Annotated in this window: 24 protein-coding genes and 1 pseudogene; 22 read left to right on the plus strand and 3 right to left on the minus strand. The window is 44.7% G+C overall.

Annotated features, from left to right (window positions below):
- Positions 1-621 (plus strand): hypothetical protein, encoded by a 621-nt coding sequence (locus NSQ50_RS11400; protein WP_076225134.1) that lies wholly within the window; start codon positions 1-3, stop codon positions 619-621.
- 111 nt (positions 622-732) lie between these two features.
- On the opposite strand, the gene NSQ50_RS11405 is transcribed toward NSQ50_RS11400, so the two are convergent.
- Positions 733-1,350 (minus strand): nitroreductase family protein, encoded by a 618-nt coding sequence (locus NSQ50_RS11405; RefSeq protein WP_036685885.1) that lies wholly within the window; start codon positions 1,348-1,350, stop codon positions 733-735.
- A gap of 220 nt (positions 1,351-1,570) precedes the next feature.
- On the opposite strand from NSQ50_RS11405, the gene NSQ50_RS11410 reads away from it, so the two are divergent.
- The 6 genes from NSQ50_RS11410 to map all read left to right on the plus strand — a co-directional run bounded on the left by NSQ50_RS11410 (position 1,571) and on the right by map (position 7,001).
- A complete protein-coding gene (locus tag NSQ50_RS11410) occupies positions 1,571-2,413 on the plus strand; it encodes a DUF2785 domain-containing protein (protein ID WP_076225135.1) in 843 nt (280 codons plus the stop codon).
- Positions 2,414-2,613: 200 nt separating this feature from the next.
- Positions 2,614-3,057 carry a DUF1641 domain-containing protein gene (locus NSQ50_RS11415; protein ID WP_036685888.1) on the plus strand — a complete coding sequence of 148 codons (444 nt, stop codon included), beginning with the start codon at positions 2,614-2,616 and terminating at the stop codon, positions 3,055-3,057.
- Positions 3,058-3,097: 40 nt separating this feature from the next.
- Positions 3,098-4,276: an NAD(P)/FAD-dependent oxidoreductase gene (locus tag NSQ50_RS11420; RefSeq protein WP_036685891.1), complete on the plus strand. Its 1,179-nt coding sequence runs from the start codon at positions 3,098-3,100 to the stop codon at positions 4,274-4,276.
- Between the two features lie 164 nt (positions 4,277-4,440).
- Positions 4,441-5,067: an SGNH/GDSL hydrolase family protein gene (locus NSQ50_RS11425; RefSeq protein ID WP_076225136.1), complete on the plus strand. Its 627-nt coding sequence runs from the start codon at positions 4,441-4,443 to the stop codon at positions 5,065-5,067.
- Positions 5,068-5,235: 168 nt separating this feature from the next.
- Positions 5,236-6,222 carry a hypothetical protein gene (locus tag NSQ50_RS11430; protein ID WP_143760576.1) on the plus strand — a complete coding sequence of 329 codons (987 nt, stop codon included), beginning with the start codon at positions 5,236-5,238 and terminating at the stop codon, positions 6,220-6,222.
- A 32-nt stretch (positions 6,223-6,254) separates the two neighbouring features.
- The gene (gene map, locus NSQ50_RS11435) at positions 6,255-7,001 is read left to right on the plus strand and encodes a type I methionyl aminopeptidase (RefSeq protein WP_076100706.1); all 747 of its coding nucleotides are present in this window, start codon (positions 6,255-6,257) and stop codon (positions 6,999-7,001) included.
- A 196-nt stretch (positions 7,002-7,197) separates the two neighbouring features.
- Here the strand turns inward: map and NSQ50_RS11440 are convergent, their stop codons facing one another.
- Both NSQ50_RS11440 and NSQ50_RS11445 read right to left on the minus strand, forming a co-directional pair.
- Positions 7,198-8,286, minus strand: coding sequence for a hypothetical protein (locus tag NSQ50_RS11440; protein WP_036685899.1), 1,089 nt, complete (start codon positions 8,284-8,286; stop codon positions 7,198-7,200).
- Between the two features lie 33 nt (positions 8,287-8,319).
- The gene (locus NSQ50_RS11445) at positions 8,320-9,306 is read right to left on the minus strand and encodes a hypothetical protein (RefSeq protein ID WP_038570088.1); all 987 of its coding nucleotides are present in this window, start codon (positions 9,304-9,306) and stop codon (positions 8,320-8,322) included.
- A gap of 221 nt (positions 9,307-9,527) precedes the next feature.
- Here NSQ50_RS11445 and NSQ50_RS11450 point away from each other — a divergent pair, with 221 nt between their 5' ends.
- The 15 genes and pseudogenes from NSQ50_RS11450 to NSQ50_RS11515 all read left to right on the plus strand — a co-directional run bounded on the left by NSQ50_RS11450 (position 9,528) and on the right by NSQ50_RS11515 (position 23,119).
- Positions 9,528-10,331 (plus strand): electron transfer flavoprotein subunit beta/FixA family protein, encoded by an 804-nt coding sequence (locus NSQ50_RS11450; RefSeq protein ID WP_235219536.1) that lies wholly within the window; start codon positions 9,528-9,530, stop codon positions 10,329-10,331.
- A pseudogene (locus NSQ50_RS31580) lies at positions 10,328-10,414 on the plus strand (4Fe-4S binding protein); the annotation flags it as partial. The gene NSQ50_RS11450 and the pseudogene NSQ50_RS31580, both read left to right, overlap by 4 nt.
- Positions 10,415-10,417: 3 nt before the next feature.
- The gene (locus tag NSQ50_RS11455; protein WP_249267735.1) at positions 10,418-11,530 is read left to right on the plus strand and encodes an electron transfer flavoprotein subunit alpha/FixB family protein; all 1,113 of its coding nucleotides are present in this window, start codon (positions 10,418-10,420) and stop codon (positions 11,528-11,530) included.
- Complete coding sequence (locus tag NSQ50_RS11460) at positions 11,527-12,222, plus strand: hypothetical protein (RefSeq protein WP_038570092.1); 696 nt, start codon at positions 11,527-11,529, stop codon at positions 12,220-12,222. Before NSQ50_RS11455 ends, NSQ50_RS11460 begins: the two co-directional genes overlap by 4 nt.
- A 26-nt stretch (positions 12,223-12,248) precedes the next feature.
- Positions 12,249-13,106 carry a hypothetical protein gene (locus NSQ50_RS11465; protein WP_076225138.1) on the plus strand — a complete coding sequence of 286 codons (858 nt, stop codon included), beginning with the start codon at positions 12,249-12,251 and terminating at the stop codon, positions 13,104-13,106.
- 12 nt (positions 13,107-13,118) lie between these two features.
- Positions 13,119-14,267 carry a DegT/DnrJ/EryC1/StrS family aminotransferase gene (locus NSQ50_RS11470; RefSeq protein ID WP_052096964.1) on the plus strand — a complete coding sequence of 383 codons (1,149 nt, stop codon included), beginning with the start codon at positions 13,119-13,121 and terminating at the stop codon, positions 14,265-14,267.
- Positions 14,264-15,271, plus strand: coding sequence for an ABC transporter ATP-binding protein (locus NSQ50_RS11475; RefSeq protein ID WP_036685909.1), 1,008 nt, complete (start codon positions 14,264-14,266; stop codon positions 15,269-15,271). Before NSQ50_RS11470 ends, NSQ50_RS11475 begins: the two co-directional genes overlap by 4 nt.
- Positions 15,268-16,059, plus strand: a complete 792-nt coding sequence (locus NSQ50_RS11480) for an ABC transporter permease (protein WP_036685911.1) — start codon at positions 15,268-15,270, stop codon at positions 16,057-16,059. The genes NSQ50_RS11475 and NSQ50_RS11480 overlap by 4 nt, the downstream gene beginning before the upstream one ends.
- A gap of 5 nt (positions 16,060-16,064) precedes the next feature.
- Positions 16,065-16,859 (plus strand): ABC transporter permease, encoded by a 795-nt coding sequence (locus NSQ50_RS11485; protein WP_036685913.1) that lies wholly within the window; start codon positions 16,065-16,067, stop codon positions 16,857-16,859.
- 12 nt (positions 16,860-16,871) lie between these two features.
- Positions 16,872-18,353, plus strand: coding sequence for a class I adenylate-forming enzyme family protein (locus tag NSQ50_RS11490; RefSeq protein ID WP_076147183.1), 1,482 nt, complete (start codon positions 16,872-16,874; stop codon positions 18,351-18,353).
- An 8-nt stretch (positions 18,354-18,361) separates the two neighbouring features.
- On the plus strand, positions 18,362-19,276 hold the full coding sequence (locus tag NSQ50_RS11495) for an NAD-dependent epimerase/dehydratase family protein (RefSeq protein WP_038570110.1): 915 nt from the start codon (positions 18,362-18,364) through the stop codon (positions 19,274-19,276).
- Positions 19,273-20,469, plus strand: a complete 1,197-nt coding sequence (locus NSQ50_RS11500) for a glycosyltransferase (RefSeq protein ID WP_076147185.1) — start codon at positions 19,273-19,275, stop codon at positions 20,467-20,469. The genes NSQ50_RS11495 and NSQ50_RS11500 overlap by 4 nt, the downstream gene beginning before the upstream one ends.
- Positions 20,470-20,472: 3 nt before the next feature.
- A complete protein-coding gene (locus NSQ50_RS11505) occupies positions 20,473-21,642 on the plus strand; it encodes a peptidase U32 family protein (protein ID WP_076225139.1) in 1,170 nt (389 codons plus the stop codon).
- Positions 21,643-21,656: 14 nt separating this feature from the next.
- Complete coding sequence (locus NSQ50_RS11510) at positions 21,657-21,923, plus strand: acyl carrier protein (RefSeq protein ID WP_036685924.1); 267 nt, start codon at positions 21,657-21,659, stop codon at positions 21,921-21,923.
- A 2-nt stretch (positions 21,924-21,925) separates the two neighbouring features.
- Positions 21,926-23,119: a glycosyltransferase gene (locus NSQ50_RS11515; RefSeq protein WP_076105496.1), complete on the plus strand. Its 1,194-nt coding sequence runs from the start codon at positions 21,926-21,928 to the stop codon at positions 23,117-23,119.
- The last annotated feature ends 10 nt before the right edge of the window (positions 23,120-23,129 follow it).

Genomic DNA, 23,129 nt, shown 5'->3' on the forward strand with positions numbered 1-23,129 from the left:
ATGAATCTGTTTCGGATGGGATCTAAGCCACTGGGGATTGAGCGGATCAGCACATTTTTGGAGGATAATTATGTGAGTATCGGCTACCCCGGAATAGGGGATCTGGAGAATCTAAGCATAGAGGAACTTCGTGATCGATTATTCGGTACTTACCAATATAGTGAGCCGGAGCTTATGCAACATCTGCAAGCCCTTCAGCTATTTGTACATACTATGCAAGATGGAGATTATGTGCTGGTGGCCGATGGAGATTGGGTACATCTCGGAGACCTCGGAGATTATTTTTACAACGAGTTAAATGATAATGTTGACGAGGGTACATGCCATCGGCGTGGTGTAACGTGGTTGAAAAGTCTGCCGATTTCTGAACTAAACGCAGGCGTGCGGGAGTTATTTAACCAAAGTGCACCGGTTGTACAATTTAAGGGTCCAAAACCAAGTGCTCGCTTGGATCTGTGGATTACAGGTGTTTCTGCTAATGAACAAGAAGTGAATAGTCCGCTGGAATTGGATGAGGAGACGCTCTCTAAGGCGCTTAATATTTTGAAAGAAGCTTTGATTTGTGATGACTCCGAACGACGGGAACGAGCAGCGATTGCCATTTTACAATATGCGAAGTAGAGCACCTCTTCTATATCGGGCACACGGTTCATTATCTTCATGATGAGTTCCAATTAAAAAAACGTTCCACCCGCTACTTGCCTCGGATGGAACGTTTTGCTGTATCTATAATCAGATGAACTCAACGAATTCGTTGACTGGCTTACGGTAGCCGCGGGGTCTGATTTTATGTTTTTTGTCTTTGCCGATCGTGATCAGCATAACAGGTACCATATGATCCGGCAGATTCAAGGTGGATTGGATAACATCAGCATCGAAGCCGATCATCGGGCAGGTATCCCAGCCTTTATCTTTGGCGATCAGCATAAAGTGCATGGCCGAGAGAGAGGCATTACGTATTGCTTCATCTCTTTGAAAAGCATCCTTATCAATGTAAGCATTGTTAATCATCTCTATTTGCTCATCATATTCCTCTTGTGACATCGCTCCTAAAGCTTTAAGCCCGCCATAGATTTCTGGAGCCTGCTGATAAGCATGCTTATCTCCTAGCACTACAATAACTGCTGAAGCAGTATGGATTTTATATTGGCCGTAAGCCGCTTCGCGAATTTCTTCTTTTAAGCTCTCGTTAGATATCACTTTGTAATTTGTATGCTGTAGATTATAGGCCGATGGTGCCAATCTGGCGTAAGAGAACATTTCCTCTAATTCATTTTGAGGGATGGTGACCCCTTCCACAAAATTCATAGCGGATCTGCGGGACTGAATCAAGTCTGTAAAAGCGCTCATAAGTATTCCTCCGTTGTGTATGTATTCGGTTGTAAAATATAAACACCTGATATTTGTAAATTTACTAACTAAATGTTACTAACTCAAAATAACACAGCCTATAAAATTCGTCAATGATAAAATTTATTGAAGTTAATCTTGAATACCCTGTTGTAAAAAAATAGGACATAAATTAGGATATTAGGATATGTAAAAACACGGTGAATGAAAGGTGGATAAATTGATTAATAGTAGAGAACGATTGATGATAGATTTGCAAAGAATCGAAGAGAATGACTACGAGCTTAGAAGTGGAGAGGACATAAAGGATTATGTGAAGTTGATGCTTGAGCATTTAGGAGTTCCCGAGCCTGTGCTGCGTGATGAATTGATTTATTCCACATTCTACAAATGGATTAATGAGAAACATTGGTTTAATGATGCGGAGCTTCGTGAACTGCTGTGGATACTCCTTGACGAGCAGCATCTGTTTTATCACATTGGGAACAAAGAAGATCAGACGGTGTATACAAGAACATTTTCTGTATTGGTTGTTGCTCTTATTCTCCAGCGGCATAGGGAAAAGGCTATATTGGATAGCTCTGAATTTACAAAGGTGAAGCAGGGTTTAATTCATTATTATAAGGAAGAACGGGATTTAAGAGGTTATATGGAAAAAGAAGGCTGGGCACACGCAGCAGCCCATGGCGCAGACGCCTTGGATGAGCTGGTTTTATGCTCGGAGAGTGATGCCGAGGTGCGGGAAGAGGTTCTGACAGTTGTTCAAAAGATGCTTTATAACGATCAATACATATTCAGGGAGGAAGAAGATGAACGGATTGCTACTATTATAGTTACAATCATCGATCATCATTTACTTCCACAGCAGTCTATAACCGATTGGATTCTCAACTTGGCGCAATGTGGCAGTTGGCCTAGAAGCCACAGCCAGTATGTTACTCGAATAAATACAAAGAACTTCCTGCGTTCTCTTTATTTCAGGTTACTTCTAACAGAGAAGAATATGGACATTGTGGATGTTTTGTTGAAAACTGAGAAGAATTTGAATGAATTTGTACATTAATTCACTCAAACGGTTTTAATTAACACTGGTAATTTAAATAATTTATTATAATGTAATAAAAATCACAAAATTTTATGGAAATTCAAAAACTTTGTGACATTTATAACTTGATAAGTGCTATAATAGAAATATGGCGTTAAAAGTTCTTATGTTTTTCATTACTATTAAGCAGCAAAGCTTATTGCAGAGGAGATTTGGATATGTCAGAATCAATCACTCAAACACAACCTGAACAAGAATCACCAAAAGTAGCTGTTAGCAAGGAACAAATGGATGTTCTAGAGCAGCTCTTGAAACCAGAAGTTCAGGAATCATTAACAGTCTTGGTGGAACAGCTGCCAAAATTAACTGAGCTTGTTGGCGTGCTTACAAAGTCCTATGACTTTGTGCAAACTGTCGCAGCGGATGATGTCTTGAAAAGTGATACGGTAAGTGCAATTAAAGAACTTGCTGAACCTGTAGTGCATTCCGCGAAGAATATGGCAGCTACAGTGATCGAAGCAAAAGATCGTGCGAATGAAAGTAACGAAGTTATTGGTCTTTTTGGTCTTATGAAGTTGTTGAAAGATCCGCAAGCACAAAAGCTTTTCCGTTTCGTAAATGCATACCTTCAAGTTGCTGGAGAACGCAGTAAGCAGAAATAATCATTTTCATATCTTATTCGTAAGGGACGGAGGAAACATCATGTCTAAACATATTGTCATTCTAGGAGCAGGTTATGGTGGTCTACTAAGCGCCTTAACCGTACGCAAATATCTCAAAAAAGATGAAGCTAAAATTACTGTAGTTAATCAGTATCCTACTCACCAAATCATTACAGAATTGCATCGTCTTGCAGCAGGTAGTGTTGCAGAGGGTGCTGTAGCTATGCCTCTAACTAAGCTTTTCGCAGGTAAAGATATTGACCTGAAAATCGCGAAGGTTAATTCATTTTCTGTGGAGAACAAACAAATTGTTCTTTCTGATGGTGTGACACTTACTTATGATGCGCTTGTTGTAGGTCTTGGCAGCACTACAGCTTATTTTGGCATTCCAGGGCTTGAACAATACAGTATGGTATTGAAATCAGCTGCAGATGCTAACAAAATTCATCAACATATTGAAGATCGTATTCGTGAATATGCGAAATCGAAAAATGAAGCAGATGCAAACATCCTGATCGGTGGCGGCGGCTTAACAGGTGTTGAGCTTGTTGGTGAAATCGCGGATGTATTGCCTACACTTACTAAAAAATATGGCGTTGATCCTAAAGAAATTAAGCTTATGCTCGTTGAAGCAGGTCCTAAAATCCTTCCAGTATTGCCAGATGCATTGATCGAACGTGCTGTAGCAAGCTTGGAAAAACGTGGTGTTCAATTCTTGACAGGTCTTCCTGTTACGAATGTAGAAGGCAATGCGATTGACTTGAAAGACGGTCAAAAAATTATTGCTAACACATTTGTATGGACTGGTGGCGTACAAGGAAATCCACTCATCGGCGAATCCGGTCTTGAAGTTAACCGCGGTCGTGCAACGGTGAATGAATTCTTGCAATCCACTTCCCACAAAGATGTATTCGTTGCTGGTGACAGCGCGGTGGTCTTTGCAGAAGATGGACGTCCTTACCCTCCAACTGCTCAAATCGCTTGGCAAATGGGTGAATTGATCGGATACAATCTGTATGCCTTCTTGAAAAATAAATCGTTTGAAAGCTTTAGTCCAATCAACTCTGGTACACTTGCTAGCTTAGGCCGTAAAGACGGTGTTGCCATCGTTGGTGCAAGTTCTACTCCATTAAAAGGCTTACCTGCAACTCTGATGAAGGAAGCAAGTAATATCCGTTACTTGTCCCACATTAAAGGATTGTTCAGCCTAGCGTACTAATATAGTTTAACCTTAAACCCTGCTCAAATCTGAGCGGGGTTTTTGTTATTGTTTTTTTAGTGAAATGTTTGCATTATTGATGTTTCACAGTAGGCTGTATTCATTGTATTTGATATAATAGATTGGGTTATATTAACAGAGGTAGTTAGAGGAGGATTTCATTTATGATATTCCAACAAAACGATGTCATTCTGTTTCAAGGGGACAGCATAACAGACTGGGGGCGTAATCATGAAGACGCTTCATCACTTGGAGTAGGTTATGCAATGATGGTCGCCGCTCGATTGGGGCATTTATATCCAGAGAAGAATCTTACTTTTTTTAACCGTGGTATTGGTGGTAACCGTATTGTTGATTTGCAGGGACGTTGGGATAAGGATTGCCTGGATTTGAAGCCGACGTGGGTATCCATTTATATTGGAATTAACGACACTTGGCGCCGTTTTGATTCTGGTGAAGAAACCACTCCCGAGCAGTTTGAAGCTTCGTATCGGGACCTGATCGAACGCACTCAGAAATCTTTAGATGCTAAATTAGTGCTTATAGAGCCTTTTGTTTTGCCTGTACCGGAAGATCGTAGAACTTGGCGTCAGGATCTTGATCCTAAAATTCATATTGTCCGCGAGCTGGCACGTGAATATGGGGCGCCGCTGGTTCCGCTAGATGGACTTTTTGCAGCGGCTTCCGTAAAAGCAGAACCGGCTTACTGGGCATATGATGGAGTACATCCTACTCCTGCAGGTCATGCACTTATTGCGGATGCTTGGCTCAAAACGATGGGAGCAATCTAATCAATTGTCATTTTAAGACTAGAACCACGCTTTAATAAGCAGGTTGTAGTCTTTTTTTAATCGCGTGTTAGTAAAGTCGTTTTTATATATTTATAGACACTGTTATAATTGGAATATGCTTATGTATTGGAGGCGATTCGCATTAGGCGGTTAATATGGATAGCACCTTTGTTATTGGTCGTAGTGTTAAGCGGATGTAAAAGTGATTTGGGCTTCATCAATGCCAGATGGATCGAAGGCGTGTCGTTGACACCCGTCGCAACTAGTGATCAGAAACAAGCGGATCGTCCTTTGCACTCAGAGAGCTTAATGCTAAAGGATTCTGTTTTGATCAAGACGCTAGCGGAGGCTATGAACAAGAGTAAGAAATTTTCTGATGATCTGGATTGGGGTCCGGAATTTGAAATGAAGCTTGTTTATGGGGACGGCTATTCGGAAGACTATTACATAGCGCTTGGAGATCAACTTGGACATGAAGGGATGTTTACTACAGCGGAGAACAGCAGTCAGGGCTACACGATTCCTGTAAAAAACTCTGACCAGTTAAGAAAGCTCATTTATGGAACAATCGATACGGAGAACATTGAACAGGCAGACCCTGTGGAGACTTCTGTCGAGGTAACAGGTCCAGTAACCCTATCACATAATGAACTGTCTCCGGTCACAGGCAGAGCGGGATTTTTAAATCTGCAACTGCTAGAGGGGACATATAGCGAAGATTGGACTACACCCAGTCCGTTAACGGGAAGAAACTGGAGTGGCCGATTTAGGCTAGTAGTGACTGATGAGCATGGAAAAACGCTGAGTAGCTATTCGTTAAATGATCAATTTGCCCAGACCTTTAATGATTTTTTCCAGCTTCAGTTTGAGGATTATAATGGAGATGGTGATCCCGATTTTACGATCGGACAATATGGAACGAGTAACGGTTATTTCTACAAGCTTTTTACACTCAGAAGAAATAACGTGATAGAAGAACTGCCTATTAAACCTGAAAATCAGCTGTTTATCAGCAGTCCTGAGCGGTATTCCATAAAACTGGATAAAGTTGATGAGCATAGCTTCAAGAGAAGTTACTACGATAACGCAGCAGGCAAACAAGTGGAAGATACTTTTCAGTGGGTAGGGAGTGCATTTCAGAGGCTAAACAAATGATTAATTCATGAAGTGAGAGGAATGTGTGTTGGATGACAAGTGATACGGTACAAGATTTAGAAGGGTTAAAAGCTATTGGGAAAGTGGTGGGCCACACCATCGCCGAGATGAAAAAGAAAGTAACCCCTGGGATGACGACTGCGGAGTTGGATCTTATTGGAGCTGAGATTCTGGAAAGCTTCGGAGCATCCTCAGCCCCGAAGATAACTTATAATTTCCCGGGCAGTACCTGCATCAGTGTGAACGAAGAGGTTGCTCATGGTATTCCGGGTCCGAGAGTGATTAATGCTGGCGATTTGATCAACATTGATGTCTCTGCTGAGCTGAATGGGTATTATGGGGATGCTGGCGTTTCTTTTCAACTGCCGCCCTATAACGATGATATTCTGCGTTTATGCCGGAGTACAGAGGAAACTATGATGAGTGTGATCAATCATCTGCGGGCAGGGATGAAGGTTAACGAGATCGGAAGAATGATGGAACTTGAAGCTCGCAAACGCGGTTATAGAGTGGTGCGTAATCTGTGCAGCCACGGAATTGGCAAATCACTGCATGAGAAGCCTTTTGAAATTCTACCCTTCTATAATCCAAGAGTGACCACAGTACTGAAGGAAGGACAAGTAATTACAGTAGAGCCTTTCCTCTCGACTGGAGCGGACTATGTGGAGCAGCAATCGGATGGCTGGACGCTAAGTGTTGTAGATAACGGTCGGGTAGCGCAGTTTGAACATACGATTATCGTGACTAAAGGTGAGCCTATTATTCTGACTAGTGTGTAAGCCCGAATAGCGACTTAAAGGGGTGGAGGATGGAGGGGGATATGAGCAAAAGCCCTTACCCGGACCCTCCGTTCCTTCCATGTCTTTAGCGAAGTTGTTATTAGCCGTGATAAGTGGCAATGCGGTAAATACTTTAAAGAGACCTGTCTATTTGACAAGTCTCTTTTTTTCTAGGATGAGGCGTTACGCTTATATCCTATATTTGGCATAAATTATCGATGTTTTTTTCAATGGAATGATAAAACAGGTCTTCCGCATGAAGGACATAGGCCATGTATTCTTCCATCTGGTCAGTAAGTGTAAATTCATTCATAATATACTGCCTGGTCATAACATTCCTTAAAAGTTCCCATTGTTCGATGCTTTGCCGAGCACAATGAATGACATCGCTGAGAGCATTAGGATTTGCTAAGGAATTCAGCAGCAACAGCAATACTTTTTTTCGATCTGAATGACGGGTGAGCGTCGTCCGGGTTAAAGAGTAAAGGTCATGGGGGCGGTTTGAAATCTTTGTATTGAGGATGAAACGTCCACTTGCAAACAGATTGTTCAGTTCCTGGATGGCTGATCGTCCGATATATTCCAGGCGGCCTTCGGTACAAGAGGGCGGCTTATAATAATTCGATAGTGCGGTTCTTAAAATGAGCGAGGCTCGGGCTGGCAATTCAGCAAGCTCATCTTGATTAGGATGCACTGTGAAACAGGAAAACTGCCGATTGTAGGCATCCATAAACGAAGTTTTGGCATCTTGACCGATATTTTTGTTATGCGGATAAGGCTTGAAATACTCTTTGTTGTAATTTATATAATTGTCCAAGAAATAAAAATCAGTTGCCGTCTGCCCTAGGATCAAAAATATATGCCCATCCACAATATGATCTGTTTCCAGAGCCGGGTTTAATTCAAATGTTCTATAAAAGGGGACTCGTTTCATTAACGTATTGACAAATACGACTTCGTTATTTGCTAACAGTGTCTCTATCGTCTGGATGGCTGCCTCTGCATTGTTGCTAAAAGTATGTTTATTAGCGACTGTTATATAATCCTCGGGATCTTTGATCTCGTTCAAGCTTAATTCAAACTGGTCACTGTCAGTATGGGTAACTAATTTCAGATTAAAATCATCTAAAAACATCTTGTACAATACGCTAGAGTCATTGACATACCTCTTTAGCATGAAAAAAATATTACGGGTATAGCAGTTTCCCAGTGACTGTACCTCTGCAATAGGCTCCCCTGCAGAATTATAGTAATATTCCATTTCTAACGTCTGCAACGTCTGCATAATTGTCCCTCCAACTGCTGCTAATTCTCCAATTCATCCCTTGGAGCCGAGCGCGCTTATTATTTCGCCCAATAATTTGGTTTCGTCTGTTTGTATGGTCAACAGAGAATGTTTGAGTGCGTCTAGCACCTTGGGGTCCATGGACAGATTATACCGAAGCACCATATTTCTGTTCAGAAGAGAGCGTTCTTCAAGCTCAGTACAACGCTCAATCCATCGGTCGCTTTGCAGCAGGAGTTTTATTTGTTGGAGATATTTAAGTCTTAAAACCATAAGCTTCTTATGCTCCCACAGCAAATGATAGGCTCTAATGTCAAGCTCAGGGTCATCTTCTTTAGGATGCTCCATTTGGTAAATGAGGTGTTGGTACACACTTTGTCCATAGATGCTGGTAGTGGTATGGTTAATAAAATCGAATGAGCGCTTGGAGGATAGATATCGCTGCAAGCTGTCGACAATCTGTTCGACGTTTAAATCAAATTCTGCATCGATTTTGCTAAGCAAAGTTACACGCGTAATAAAATTTTCTTCCCCGGACAGATAGTCAAAGGCGGATTCCAGTTCGGAAAAGGTGCATTGAGCGGTCATAAATTTACCGCCCGTAATATTGTCCCGAATGCAGACTGTTTGGCGATCAAGATCGTAGCCGTAAATTAATGTCTCGTGAAAACGGTGCTCTTGGCCGAACTCCTGATATGCAGATATAAAGTACCGGTCGAGATGGCACCATACATAGCAATCGCCGTTGATAGAGTCTACTACAAAATCCGTAAAGGAAGACCACTTGGAAATGATGGTTCTAGGCAATATGAACTTATTGAGAAATGGGCAATAATCAACAAGAAGCTCATGATTGTCAAAAAAGTAAGTTTCCCAATCCGTTACATATCTCAGCTGAATGAAGTTGGAATAAACCCAGGGCCATATGCGGTTATCCGAAGAAATAATAGAAAACAAAGTCCCATAGGCGTTGGAAGTATTTATTAGTGGATCGGAAACGGGTAAAGTAATTTTACTCAATTTACACCTCCATATTCCCCTTATATGTAAATGAAAATGAAATAAATGACATTATTATACTATAATAATTGTTCATTCCAATTATGTGATGATAATCATATTATGATAATAAAGGGAAATGGTAATCTGGCGAAGAATAGTACTTTTGGAAACATTTTGACATACGTTTCTCTGATAAAAAAGCAGCAGAATGTGATGGGAGGAGCGATATATTGCGAATAGTGGTTTGTTTAAAGTTTATTGCACACGTGAACAAAGGCGATGTGCGTGGCATTGCTGATGGCCGTAAGATCTCGGCCTCACCGCCACCGAAGGCAACCTTTGAGCTAAACTATCCGGACCGGCAAGCCATCCATGTGGCATTGGAGCTGAAGAATAGCTGTAATGCTAATGTAACTCTTATTTCCATGGCCCCTCCCGGTTGTAAAACGGCTCTGCAGGAGTTTATGGGTTATGGAATCGATGAGGCAGTCCTGCTCAGCGACGCTTCTTTTGCCGGTTCGGATACATTGGCGACATCGCTGGTACTGGCTCGTGCTGTTGAGAAGCTTGGTGGATGTGATCTGGTTCTGACCGGCAGCCATTCAACCGACAGTGATACCGGTCAGGTAGGTCCGGGAATCGGCGAGTATCTAGATATCCCCCACGCGATAAATGTAACACGGTTTGAGGATATTTCGACCGATGAGGTATTGTTCCACCGCCAGCATGACGAAGGGGTAACAACCAGACAGTCTTGCCGGCTTCCGGCAGTATTGAGTATTGGTGGAATGACAGCCGTCTCTGAGTTGAAACCGCTAACAATTGCTGCCAAATTGCATGCCAGAACCAAGGATATTCTGGTATGGTCCTGTCATGACCTTGGCCTTGACCCACAGACGGTTGGTTTGGCAGGCTCGGCTACTGAAGTAGTTTCAGTGTACGAACAGCACTCCGAAAGAAAGGGGATTTTGCTAGAAAGCGATGAATATCTACGGGTATTGGAGCCGATAATCAGCAAAATCAGCGAGGTTAGAAATGGATGATTAGGATTGATCAGGAACAATGCACATATTGCCTCCTGTGTTTAAAACGCTGTCCCGCCGCTGCAATCAAGGATGAGGATGAGGGCTTGCGTATCGACGTTGCGGCATGTACTTATTGCTCAGTCTGCACGTCTTGCTGTCCTAACCAAGCCATTATAATGAAAGACAGGGCACAGGAGACCAGACAACCGTACCCTGAGCATGAGGGTATTTGCCTTGTTGTGGAACATGCTGAAGGCGCTCTCTCCTCATATTTTCCGGAACTGGTTACCGCAGCAAAACAGCTGCAGGCTATGAGAGCCCAGCGCATTTACGCTTTGGTGGTCGGAGAGCGTATAGAAGACCTAGCCCAGCGTCTGCTTCAGTGGGGAGTAGATGAGGTGTGGATGGTGAACAAACCGGGAATACAGCGTTACGCCGAAGATATTCATTATAATTTGATTTCTGCGGTGCTCCGGGATCAAAGACCGTCTGTCGTACTAGGTATGGCTACCGCATGGGGGAGGTCTATTTTCCCCAGAGTCGCAGTTCGCCTGCGGACGGGGCTATGCGCCGATTGCATCGATTTGAAGATGGGACCGGATCACGGGGATTTTATTATCACCAGACCGACGCAAATGGGCGAGCAATTCGCTGAGATAAAAATACCGGCAAGACGGCCGCAAATGGCAACTGTAAAAACCAATTTTTATTCCGCTGCTGAGACCGCACACGTCGCGCAGGGCAAGATTGTTGATCTAAGCTCCCTGTATTCTTGCTCTTCCTCAGTCCTGCAGTTTATGGGAGTAATTGAAGAAGCCGCGGGCAAGGAGAACATCGAGACTACAGAAATTATTGTTGCTGCCGGGAGAGGCATTCAAAACGCAGACAATCTTCGTTTAATCTATGCGCTCGCCGATGCGCTTGGGGGGAAAGTAGCGGTTACCAGACCGCTTGTAGAATGTGGATGGATGGATAGTATGCATCAAGTCGGACTGACAGGTAAAATGGTCAAGCCCAAACTGTACATCGCCTGCGGAGTGTCTGGGGCAGTGCAGCATAAGGTTGGGATGCATCATTCGGAGACGATAATTGCAATAAATACGGATCGCAATGCACCTATCTTTGATTACTCCACATATGGGATCGTAGGCGATCTTTTTACAGTCATACCTGAAATATTGTCGGCATTGAACACAGTACAGGAGGTTGGGCGATGATTGAGAAGGAGCTATTAAGACAACAAACGCTGCATACGATTGGCGTCATGCTCGATGAGCACTTGCTTCAGAAGGAGGATATGTTCAGGTTTCAAAGTGATGTCCACGACACATATTCTCCGGAATACATCCGGAGCGAGATGGAGAATTGGTACAGAACATTAGGAATCGAATATATCATCCAGCGAAAATTTTCACTTCGGATGCCGCAGTTTACTAGAGAAGAATTAGAAGAAGCGGACCGAAGAAACGAGATCATTTTATGTGTTCCCCAAGGCGTCAGTCGCAAGCAATTAGGCTGCTTGTTTAATATCCGCAATTGGGCGCTGGAGAGTGGACTGGTCGCAGCAACTCCGGAAATTGAGGATTTCTGGTTCACCGTTCCGCGGACAACCGAACCGGATATGCTGGATCGGACGGCTGTGGAAATACAGCGTACATACAAGAAAACCGGAAAATTGGGAATGAGTCTGGAGCGGTATCTGGTATTTGTCGCCCGCATGAGGCATCTGACAGGACAAACACCGGATATAAGGACAAAGATGTGGATTACCAACGGCAAATATGAAGGAAAGGCGATGCTTGTGGTTGGTTTCGACTCGGCTGGCGAGTTTACAGCACATGGCTGGATGCCGAATTTCCACTCGCCTATGGTGGGCGGACGTTATACCTGGATACCTGACCATATATAAACAGTAAGGAGACGGTTATTTCGGCTATGTACAATAAGTTCACTGAATCGGGGCCTCAGCCTAGTGTACACTTCACCGCTGCTCGCAAGGCGGAACCGGGTCCTAATGAATTGTTCATTACCAACCGTTTTACTTTAACGGGAACGGTAAAGGACCCATCCTGCTTGCAGCTTTTTCATGGGGCATGCCATTTACCAGGGCATTATCCTTACTCCAGTGTCGGAGTAGTGACTAAAGCGGGGCTTGGAGCAGAGCATCGCGTAGGCCAAACTCTTGTGTTTTCTCCTCATTATACAAAGGATGTATGTGTCCCTCTACACAGTGGGGTGGATGGTCAGATCTTTATTTCCAACGACTTAGACCCTGTGACAGCTGCGTTTGTTCCTATGTTTTGTGTGGCACTAAATGTGTGTGAAGAGCTGGCAGATGAAGGCATTAAAACGGTGGAACTGTGGGGAATGGGACTGCTAGGAAAGCTTTTATTAAGGTTGCTTGAGCAGGATGAAGATTTGAGCTTCAGTGTTGAAAAGAAGGAGGCCAAGGATGAGATTTGGGCCGGGTTAAACAGCGGTGTGTGGGACTGCGAGGAGAGAGCCATTGTTGCACTTGATTCGGACCTGCTCTCGCAGGTTCAACGGCATTCGGCTTTAAAAAACGATCCACCAGACCAGCACATACAATTTATTGATCTGACAAGACCTGGAATACTTAAGGAATCCATAACGCATGACCGTATTCAGGAAATCTCTCGCAGAATTGGGAAGCAAGAGCTTGAAGTAACCAGCCTAATTGCCCAACATATTCATGCGGAACATATGGAGCAATTTATCAGGCAAGCGGCGGAAGGCTTTTTTGAAGGGAAAACAGTAGTCTATGACTGGTAGAGGAGGTTCGTCATGCAGTTGACACAAGGTGTTATGGATGTACCCGCACTCGATATTGCATTTTCTGAGCAGGAGCGGCGTATCATTATGGAGCGAATTGATGATTGTCTGTCGAGAGGAGCGTTGAGTCAGGGTAGGTATGTACAGGAGCTGGAGGAACGTTTTGCCCGGTATGTAGGAGTTACTCATGCCATTGCGGTTAATTCGGGTACAAGTGCGATTGAAGCGGTAATGAGAGTGCTCGAAGTAAAGGGGCAGGAAGTGCTGGTTCCGGCAAATACGTTTATTGCCACGGCTTCCAGTGTCCTGTTTGCCGGAGGGCATGTTCGCCTTGTTGATATTGATCCCCGTACATTTTCGGTGTCGCTGGCTGAAATAAAGAAGCAGGCCACGAGTCGTACCCGAGGGGTTATTATCGTACATATTGGCGGAATTGTTACACCGGAGATTGAAGAAATCAGGCAATGGTGCGATGAGCAGGGGCTCTGGTTATTTGAAGATGCCGCTCATGCACATGGCAGCAGGATGGCCGGAAAAGGTGCGGGAGCTTTCGGAATTGCCGGAAGTTATTCCTTTTTTGCCACGAAAATCATTACCTCGGGGGAAGGAGGGATCATTGTCACAAACGATCATTCAATGGCTGAGAAGCTAAGAATGTTCCGCAATCATGGCAAGCCCCAGCCTTGGGAGACTTACCACACCTCGCTTGGCAATAATTATCGAATGAGTGATATCACAGCAACGATAGCACTTACCCAGTTTGAGCGGCTCGACGCGATCATTGAACAACGGGAAGCGATCGCCAACCGTTATACTTCCTTCTTTACGAAAAATCTTCCTGATTTCGAGATTGTGATGCCGCAGGACAGATGCAGTTGGTATAAGTACATTGTTATAGTGCCTTTAGACGTTGACAGTTCCGATTTGAAGGACAGACTCAAGGAGAAAGGCGTTTCGCTCCAAGGGGAGGTATATGCAACGCCGCTTCATAGGCAGCCGATCGCTGCTTCCCTACAGTTCAGTGGGGAATATCCGCTAGCGGATGATTATTGTCGGCGTCATATCTGCTTGCCGATTTATCCCAATTTGACTGATCAGCAGATCGATTATGTTTTGGCTGTATTCTTAAGTGTGGTCGCAGAGTTAAGGGGGCAGCAATGAACGAGGGCATTATTATTGATAATCTGAGAAAGGTCTATCGCGTCCCTGTAAGAGAACATGGGTTAAAGCATGCGTTCAAAAGTCTGATCAAAATGGAATACAACGAAGTTGAGGCGGTAAAAGGTATCGACCTCAGGGTTGAGCCGGGAGAAATTGTCGGGTTCATCGGACCTAACGGCGCGGGAAAGACAACCACGCTGAAGATGCTCTCCGGTATCCTGTATCCGACATCAGGCAACATTTCCGTCTATGGCTTCAAACCGTGGGAACGCCAACATAAGTTTCTGCGCAACATCAGTATGGTAATGGGGAACAAATCGACGTTAACCTGGGATATTACGGTCGAGGACTCTTTCTTTGTGATGAAGGAAATATACGGAGTCTCTGATGCTGATTTTAAACAAAGACTCAACGAGCTAAAAGAACTACTGGATATAGGGCATCTGCTTAAGAATCAGGCACGGAATCTCTCTTTGGGAGAACGCTCCAAGTGTGAATTAACAGCAGCGTTGTTACATCAGCCACGTGTATTGTTTTTGGATGAGCCTACTTTGGGGCTGGATGTTAGCATGCAGCTGCGGCTTCGCAGTTTTATCAAGGAGTATAACCAAAAACATGAGACAACCATCCTGCTTACCAGTCACTATATGGAGGATATTTCTTCCCTTTGTAAACGGGTTGTGCTGATCAATCAAGGCAAGCTGTTATACGACGGATCTCTGGAGCAGCTGAGCGGTAAAATAGCTCCCTACCGCATTCTCAAAGTCAGTTTTATGGATGAAGACGTAACGGGCACAATTGAAGAGCTAAAGGAGAAGTTTACTGACAGCTTGCAGGTCATGGAGCTTGCGGAAAGCTACGTATTGTTTAAGATTCAGAAGGAAGCTGTACCTGAGATTGTTTCAGAAATCTTTAATAGCTATTGCATTGGAAATGTAACAATCAATGATGCTCCAATCGATTCGGTAATTGATGAAGTGTATCGAGAGGGGAGGCTCCTTTGAATTTTCGCGGAGGCTTTGCGCTGATACGTAGGACTATGTTCGGGTTTATGGCTGAGAAAGGTTTTTTCTGGACATTGACGCTTGGTTGGATGATGGGACCTATCATCTATATGTTTGTTTGGACCGTTGCTGCGGGAGATGGAAGCATAACCGGGTTCACTCAGCAGGATTTTGTGAGGTATTATATTCTGTTAATTCTTGTGAACCAGCTGACCTACCCTACATCACACTGGACGGTCGGCGATCAAATCTATGGCGGCAAGATGTCGATTGTATTATTGAGGCCGATATCGCCTTTTTACGATGTGGTTGCATCAGATTTGGCTGTCAAAATCGTCTGTATGCCTTTTGTTATATTTGTTGCCGGTGTGGCTGCCATTTTTTTGAACTTCAGACTGGCTATATCCGGTCTGGACTTGCTGGTGGCCGTTTATCTTCTTCTCATGGCTCAAATAATCAGATTTATGCTGGCCTATACACTTTCCCTGTTTGCATTTTTCACCAATAAAATCAAGTCCTTGCTTTCTATTAATGACACCCTGGTATTTTTGCTGGCCGGACAGGTAGCGCCTTCGTCGTTGCTTCCGGGATTTATGCAGGATATCTCGGATTATTTACCTTTTCAATATATGATCAGCTTTCCGATAGAGTTTTCCCTTGGAAAGTTGGATCATTCACAGCTTGTTTTTGGCATAATTGTTCAATTCGTTTGGGCGGTCGTTATCATATTATGTAACCGTTTAGTGTGGAAAAAAGGGATTCGTGCATACATGGCCGTGGGAGGGTAGGGAACATGCTGAGATATATGCGTTTGCTGAGATTGTTTTTCTCTACAGCGCTTCTAAAGGAAGCGTCATTCCGCGGTGACTTTCTAATCAAAATTTTGTATACCGCAATTAATTTAACCGGGACGATTGGGGGGATCGCGATCCTCTTTTCCAACACAAATTCGCTTAACAGTTGGACTTTTGCGGATACGCTGGCATTATCGGGCGTGTACTATTTTATTTTGGCAATGAAAAATCTATTTGTTGGTCCAAGCCTTGGCTCATTAGCCGGGATGGAAGGGGAGCTATGGACTGGAGGATTTGATTTAACGCTGCTCAAACCGATTGAGACCCAGTTTTATGTGAGCACGAGATACTGGTCTCCGCTTAATCTGTTTGATGTTATGGTGGGAGTAGCAGTGATGGTGCTGGGCGTTTCTCAAATGCAAGAAGCGATAGGAATATCCACTTGTCTGATGTTTGTATGGGCCATTTGCAATGCTTTACTGCTGTTGTACTCAATACTGCTGTTATTAAGCTCTTTGGCGTTTTGGTATGCCGGAAGTCCGATGTTGAGTATATTCGACAGTATCATGCAGATGGGTAGATTTCCGGTCAATGTATATCAGAAACCAATCCAATTGGCGCTTACCTGGATCGTTCCTGTCGCCTTTATCGTTTCCATTCCTGCAGAAGCATTAGTGGGCAGGGTAAGCCTGTCCTATTTATTCGGAGGCAGCTTGCTAGCTGCGGTTTTGCTAATGTTAGCCAGTGCGTTTTTTAAACGAGCAGTGAAAAAATATGCAAGTGCTTCTAGCTGAGGAGGATTCTAAGTGAACACTTCTTCCATATTGGATTTGATTTATTTCAATTGCTCGAATAATCCAGGGCTTACGGCCATTGATTATGAAGGAACAACGATCACTTATGAAGAGCTACGGCAGGAACTGGAGCACAGTAGTGAGAAGCTGGATCTCGCGGGGATCCGGCCCGGGCACAGAGTTGCCTTAGCCGTTGCAGACAAATCTGCTTTTATCATGCTGTGGCTTGCATGCTGGCATACGGGAGCCGTTCCGATCCCATTTGAACCTGTGAAGAACTTACCGGAACTGGAGAGAATGCACTCGTCAAGCCATTGTCAGTATTTAATTTGCGATCCAATTGATTCGGAGGGCAGCAGTCAGCTTGAGCTCGTACTCAGAGTACCGATGTTTATTTTTAGGACTGCAACGCTTTTTTTACAGGCAGATAAGCAGTCTGATGAAGATATTGCTTTGAATTTTTATACCTCAGGAACGACTGGACCGCCTAAATGCGTACAGTTTAGCCATCGGGCCATCTACAATAATGTAATGGCCATCTGTAGAGGGCTTGAAATTACTGCAAACGACAAGCTGTTCACACCGATTTCGCCGTGGCTGCCCGCGACGCTAACCACTGTAGTCCTACCGGCCCTCTGTGCCGGTGCTACATTAATCATGTCGAAGGGAACAATGCCTGCTAGAATTTGCGAGCAGATCAATCGCAAAGAGGTAACGATTCTTTTTGCGGTTCCCTATATGTATGCCTTGCTTAATGAGTCAGTCGTGTCATCGTCAAGTGTAGCTTGGGATAAAGTGAGACTGTGCATCAGCTGCTCTGCTCATCTGGACGCAGCGACTTTTAAGGACTTTTATAAGCTGTCGGGCAAGTCTATCCGTTCATTGTTCTGTTCATCCGAAGGTGGGGCAATTGCCTATAATCCTTCAAATGAGCAAGAACTGATCAGAGATTCGGTGGGACAGCCACATCTGGGAGTTTCTATTCGGCTGCTTGACCCGGAGGGGCACGAGGTTGCTCATGGAGAGGAAGGAGAGATATGGGTCAGCGGCGCTCATATATCGTGCGGGTATTACGGGCAACCCGAGTTGCAGGCAGAGGTCTTTCAACAGGGTTGGGTACGTACGGGTGATCTGGGAAGGTTGGATGAGGCTGGGTATCTGTATTTGTCGGGGCGGCTTTCTGATAACATCAATGTCGGCGGACATTTGGTAAATCCGGCAGAGATTGAACAAGTCCTGCTGCTCCATAACGGCATTAAAGAAGCACTTGTATATGGTGTTTCCGATAAATACTATGGCAGCAAGCTGATTGCGGAGATCGTGCCGCTGGATGCCCAGGTATCAGCCGATGATATTATCAGATTCTGTTCAGCGAGACTTGCGGCATATAAGGTGCCGAGAGTAATCAAGTGGACGGATAACATTCCCAAGGGTCGCTATGGGAAGAAGCTGAGAAATCAGAATCAAGCAGCCAGTCACATCCTGACGCCATGAGGTTTCTTGTGACAGGTTGCAGCGGTTTTATCGGGAGCAGGTTAACAAGCAGTTTACTGGAACAGGGACATGCTGTCAGAGGGCTTGTATTGCCGAAGGAAAAAGGCGTTGGCGAAACACTTGCAGAATTGGGTATGGAACTGTGGGTAGGCGACGTTCTGAACCCTGAAACGATGGATGGCATAGGGGAGGATATTGATGTCGTCTATCATCTTGCCGGCAAACATTCTGGTTCTGTGTCCCGGATGAGGCAGCTGTATGTAGAGGGGACGCGGAATCTGCTGGACCAACTTTTGCGCAGCGGAACGTATGGCAAGTTCATTGTGGCAAGCAATGGGGCTGTATATGGAAGCGACAACGTTTGTGTGGCCGATGAATCTGCACTGTGCCATCCCGTTCATCCATTTGGAAGAATTACACTCGAAATGGAGCGGCTGGTCCAGCAATACTGCACCCATGCGAAATTTTCTTATATCATTCTCAGGATCGCTGAAGTGTACGGCCCGCTTGAGCATAATTATATCCGGCAATTAATGCGCTGCACTCAGATGCTGGGGAACGGGCGCAGTTATTCATCTAAAGTGCATATTGATGATGTTATTTCAATGATGCAGTTGGCCTGGAGTAATCTTGCTGTTCAAGAGATTTATAACGTGAGTGATGATCTTCCTCTAACACAGGAGGAATTGATAAAAGAGGTTCGGAAATATGCTCAACTGTCTGAAATACAATGGATTTCTCCTGAGGCTGTCACTGATCGTATCAGACTAAGTATACATGGTTTACGCGCCCTTTCCGTACGTATGGGAAACGAAAAGATAAAAAAGAATGCCGATGTACGGCTGGCATACCCTACTTACGCCCATGCGATTCCTTATTTAATCGAAGAAATGTCCAATAGAAGCGAGGTGAATAGTTTGTGAGTCCGCCAAGAATTATGCTTCTTCCAAGCCCCCCTAGCTCCGGTTCTGTAGGATCAGTGAGCAAAACGCTGGGCATTGCCAAGGTTCTGCAAAGCCAAGGTTGCACGGTCAGCTTTGTGATTGGCGGCAAGCTTGCTGACTTTGTCCGAGCCAACGGCTTTCAGGTTTATGACTATCCGATTCCGCTTCCTTCAGGGAATTCCGGAGATGTTCGCAGTGCTGCCGATTATGTAGAGTGGACAGGGATGGCAGAATCGGGCTTTATTCGTCAAGCGGTTGAGGCTGAACTGAAGGCGATACAGGCTTTTAAACCCAACGCCATATTTGCCGAGTCTCGTCCGAGTGCTTCCATTTCAGCTGCCGTGGCCCAGATTCCCGCTTTGATGATTGCGAGCTGGCCAAGCCATCCAGCCTTCCCAGCCAACCTACAGTATCCGGGATCTGCCAAAGCTATCGCCGCTTTTAATGAGGTGTTGGCGGATTATTCACTGGATTCTGTTTCCAATCTGGCTGAATTATTATTTTCAAGAGCAACAATTAAAATGGCACCGACACTACCGGAACTGGAGCCGGAGCTGGCTGCGTTGAAGGAGTGCGATTTCGCCGGTTACATTCTGGATTTGGAGGCAAGACAATCTTCAAATCTGCAGTGGCATCCGGACTGGCAGGGCAAGCCGCTAATTTTTATTTATTTAAGCGTTAGTGCCATTCCCCCTTTAATTTATATTGAGCTGGTCAAAGAGATCTTTGACAAGCAACCCTACCGTGTTGCCTGTTTATGCGGATTTCATTATGAGCTTAAGGTGCTTCCTGACCATACCGACAATATTCAATTCCATTGGTTTATCCCGGCTGCTGAAATTATGCCGGAAGCAGCTCTGGTAATCTTTCATGGCGGACAAGATACTATGCTTACGACAATGCTTCATGGACTTCCGAGCATAACCGTTCCCGGTCAACATTTTGAACGGGACTATAATTGTACGCAGCTCCAAAATCTTGGTCTCACTTATAAGCTACCCGTTCAAGCATTCAGACCAAGCCGTATCCGTAAGATTGTTGAGACAGCGTTGAACGATAATTTGGCTGAGCTTCGCGGGCATTATAGGTCCAAGCTGAGGACTTTAAGCGGAACTGAGAATTGCTGTGCTGCATTGATCGCACTGGCACAAAAAAATAGCTGGCAGGTGTAATTTATGAAGATATCTGTTCCATATAACGGCGATATCCAGCTTATTGACGAGCTGGGCGGATACGAATATATCAGCTGCTTCTTCGGTGGTTCTTCTCAGGAGGGCTGTGGAAGCGGAAGATCGGTTGCGGCAATGCCGATAAGTACGCGGAGCGATATTGAACAAGCGGTTAAGCGGGCCCATATGTACAACAAAGAGTTTAACTATTTGATGAACAGTTCCTGTCTCGGCAACAGGGAATATGAGGATGAAGGCTACCGACAAATTGTAGATCAAATGGATTGGGCCGCTGAAATAGGTGTGGACTGGATCACCTTAGCCAATCAGCTGCTTGTGGACATTTGCAGGAGAAGACATCCTGAGATCAAAGTGAGCTTGTCCTCCTTTGCGGTGGTCGAAAGTGTGGAACGGGCAAAATACTTTGATTCAATGGGCGTCAAAGAGATCACAGTAAGAGAAAACATAGCCAGAGATTTCAGGCTGCTTGAACGTATACAGAACAGCGTTGAATGTGAAATCCAGGTCATTGTCAATCAGACCTGTCTCTATGAATGTCCAATGCAGGTCTATCATGACAATGTAATGAGCCATGGCTCATCCAACCGTGGAACGGATAACCAAAGCTTTATGGATTATTGCTCCGTCAAATGCACTTACGAGAAATTTAATGATCCAGGGAATATCATGAAGGCGCGCTGGATCAGGCCGGAGGATTTGGCGGAATATGAGAAGATAGGCATACACCGTTTTAAGCTGACGGACCGGTCAAAATCTACTGTCTGGCTGTTGCAGGCGGCAAAAGCCTATCATGATAGGCAGTATCCGGGGAACTTGGCTGATATTTTGAACATCGTTCACACCAACCATCGCAGAACGGCCGGTGCGGTTACACGAGAAAAGGCGGTTTTTTCCCGGCAAACGCAGCAGAGCCGCCAGAGCATCCGTGCCCTGACCTTATTGGATGTTTATATTGACAATTCTAAGCTGCAAGGTTTTATTGATTTTTTCAAAGAAGTCGATTGCCGGTCACTGGATTGTGCGGTATGCGGGTATTGTGATCAATTTGCCGTTGAAGCCCTTTCGTTTCCTGATCCTTCCGCCCGGACCAAGAGCTTAAACATGCTGCAGCAGCTGGTACAAGATACGGCAGAGCGGCAACCAAAGGTTTTCTGAGAGGAGATATAAGCATGCAGAACAAGGAGATTCTGGGTAAGCTGGCCGCTATTTTTTCAGAGGTCTTGAGCAAGGAGGTTACAATGGAGGAACTGGATGCGCAAGCGGATTTACTTGAAGCGTTCCATATGGATTCACTGATTGCTTTGCAGATTATCGTTAAGATTGAACAACAGCTTGGAATCGTCATTGAAGATGATGACCTGGCACTGGAACTATTAAATGATACCGGAAAATTGACGGCATATATTGAGGGACAGTCGGAAAGGGTGAGCAGCTGACGATGAATCTTTTGTTTCTTTCTGAAGGTGCTTATTTTGCCTATTATCAAGGGGCCGTCAAGGCTAACCGTGCAGTATTCGAGTCCCTGGCTGCCAGGGGACATCAATGTAGAGTAGTCCATCTGGTAGACCAGGAAGATTCTCTGTTACAGGTGGAGGAACAGCTGCAGGAGCATGGGGTAAACAATATTATTCGTTCCGCGCATAGTCTTCAGGGGACAGTAAATGGTGTAGAATGCCATTTCACCACGAGTGTTATGCTGTTATACAGAACAGCAGGGGATTTGATGAAAAAAGGCAATCCGGACGTGGTTCTTGTGAATATGGCTTACCACACCATGGTTGCTGCGGGAATAAAGCTCGTGGCTGGAAGCGCAACAAAATTGGTTGTGATTTGTCATGATGTGATCACTCTCCCTTTTGGGCCGCATAGCTGGATCGAAAATCCGCTGCTCCGACAGGAACTTGCCCAGGTCTCCGGCTTTATTGGTGACAGTGATTTCGTAGCTCATAATATCACCGAATGGGGTGGTTATACCAATGCTGTTTCGCTACGTTTCCCAATTTATGGGGATGGTATTTTTCCAACCTTTCATAATTTCAACAGAGGATACATCGCGATATGCAACCCTACAGAGATAAAGGGTTTATCCATTTTTCTGAAGCTGGCTCAAGCTTTTCCGGACTATCCTTTTGCTGCGGTAATTACATGGGGCGATTTGAAGCAGGAGGAACAATCCGCTTTACGTGCTCTGCCTAATGTGACACTGCTTGAACCGGAGCGCGAGATGAATTTGATTTTTGAACAGGTACGAGTGTGGCTTCATCCTTCCATCTGCGCTGAAGCTTTTGGGCAGACAGTAATTGAAGCGATGCTAAGAGGTATTCCTGTTATTGCAAGCGATCAAGGCGGCCTCATGCAATCGAAATGCAAGGTTGACTATAATCTTCCGGTGACGCCGATTACGGAAACTTACAAGGATGAAGCAACAGGACATACAATGCCGGTTATTCCCGAACAGGATACTGCCATATGGGTGGAGACTTTGCAACGGCTGCTGACGGACAGGACACTCTACGAATCCATTTCTGCAGCCTCTAAAGCTGCCGCGCAGGAATTTATAACGGAGGCCCAGCCTGAAAAATTCGAACTGTATCTGGAGAATATGCTGCAATCCGAAATGTCAGCAAGGTGAGGTGAAGAGT

Origin of the sequence: Paenibacillus sp. FSL R10-2788, from assembly GCF_038003885.1 — a bacterium.
Classification (GTDB): Bacteria; Bacillota; Bacilli; order Paenibacillales; family Paenibacillaceae; genus Paenibacillus_AQ; species Paenibacillus_AQ odorifer.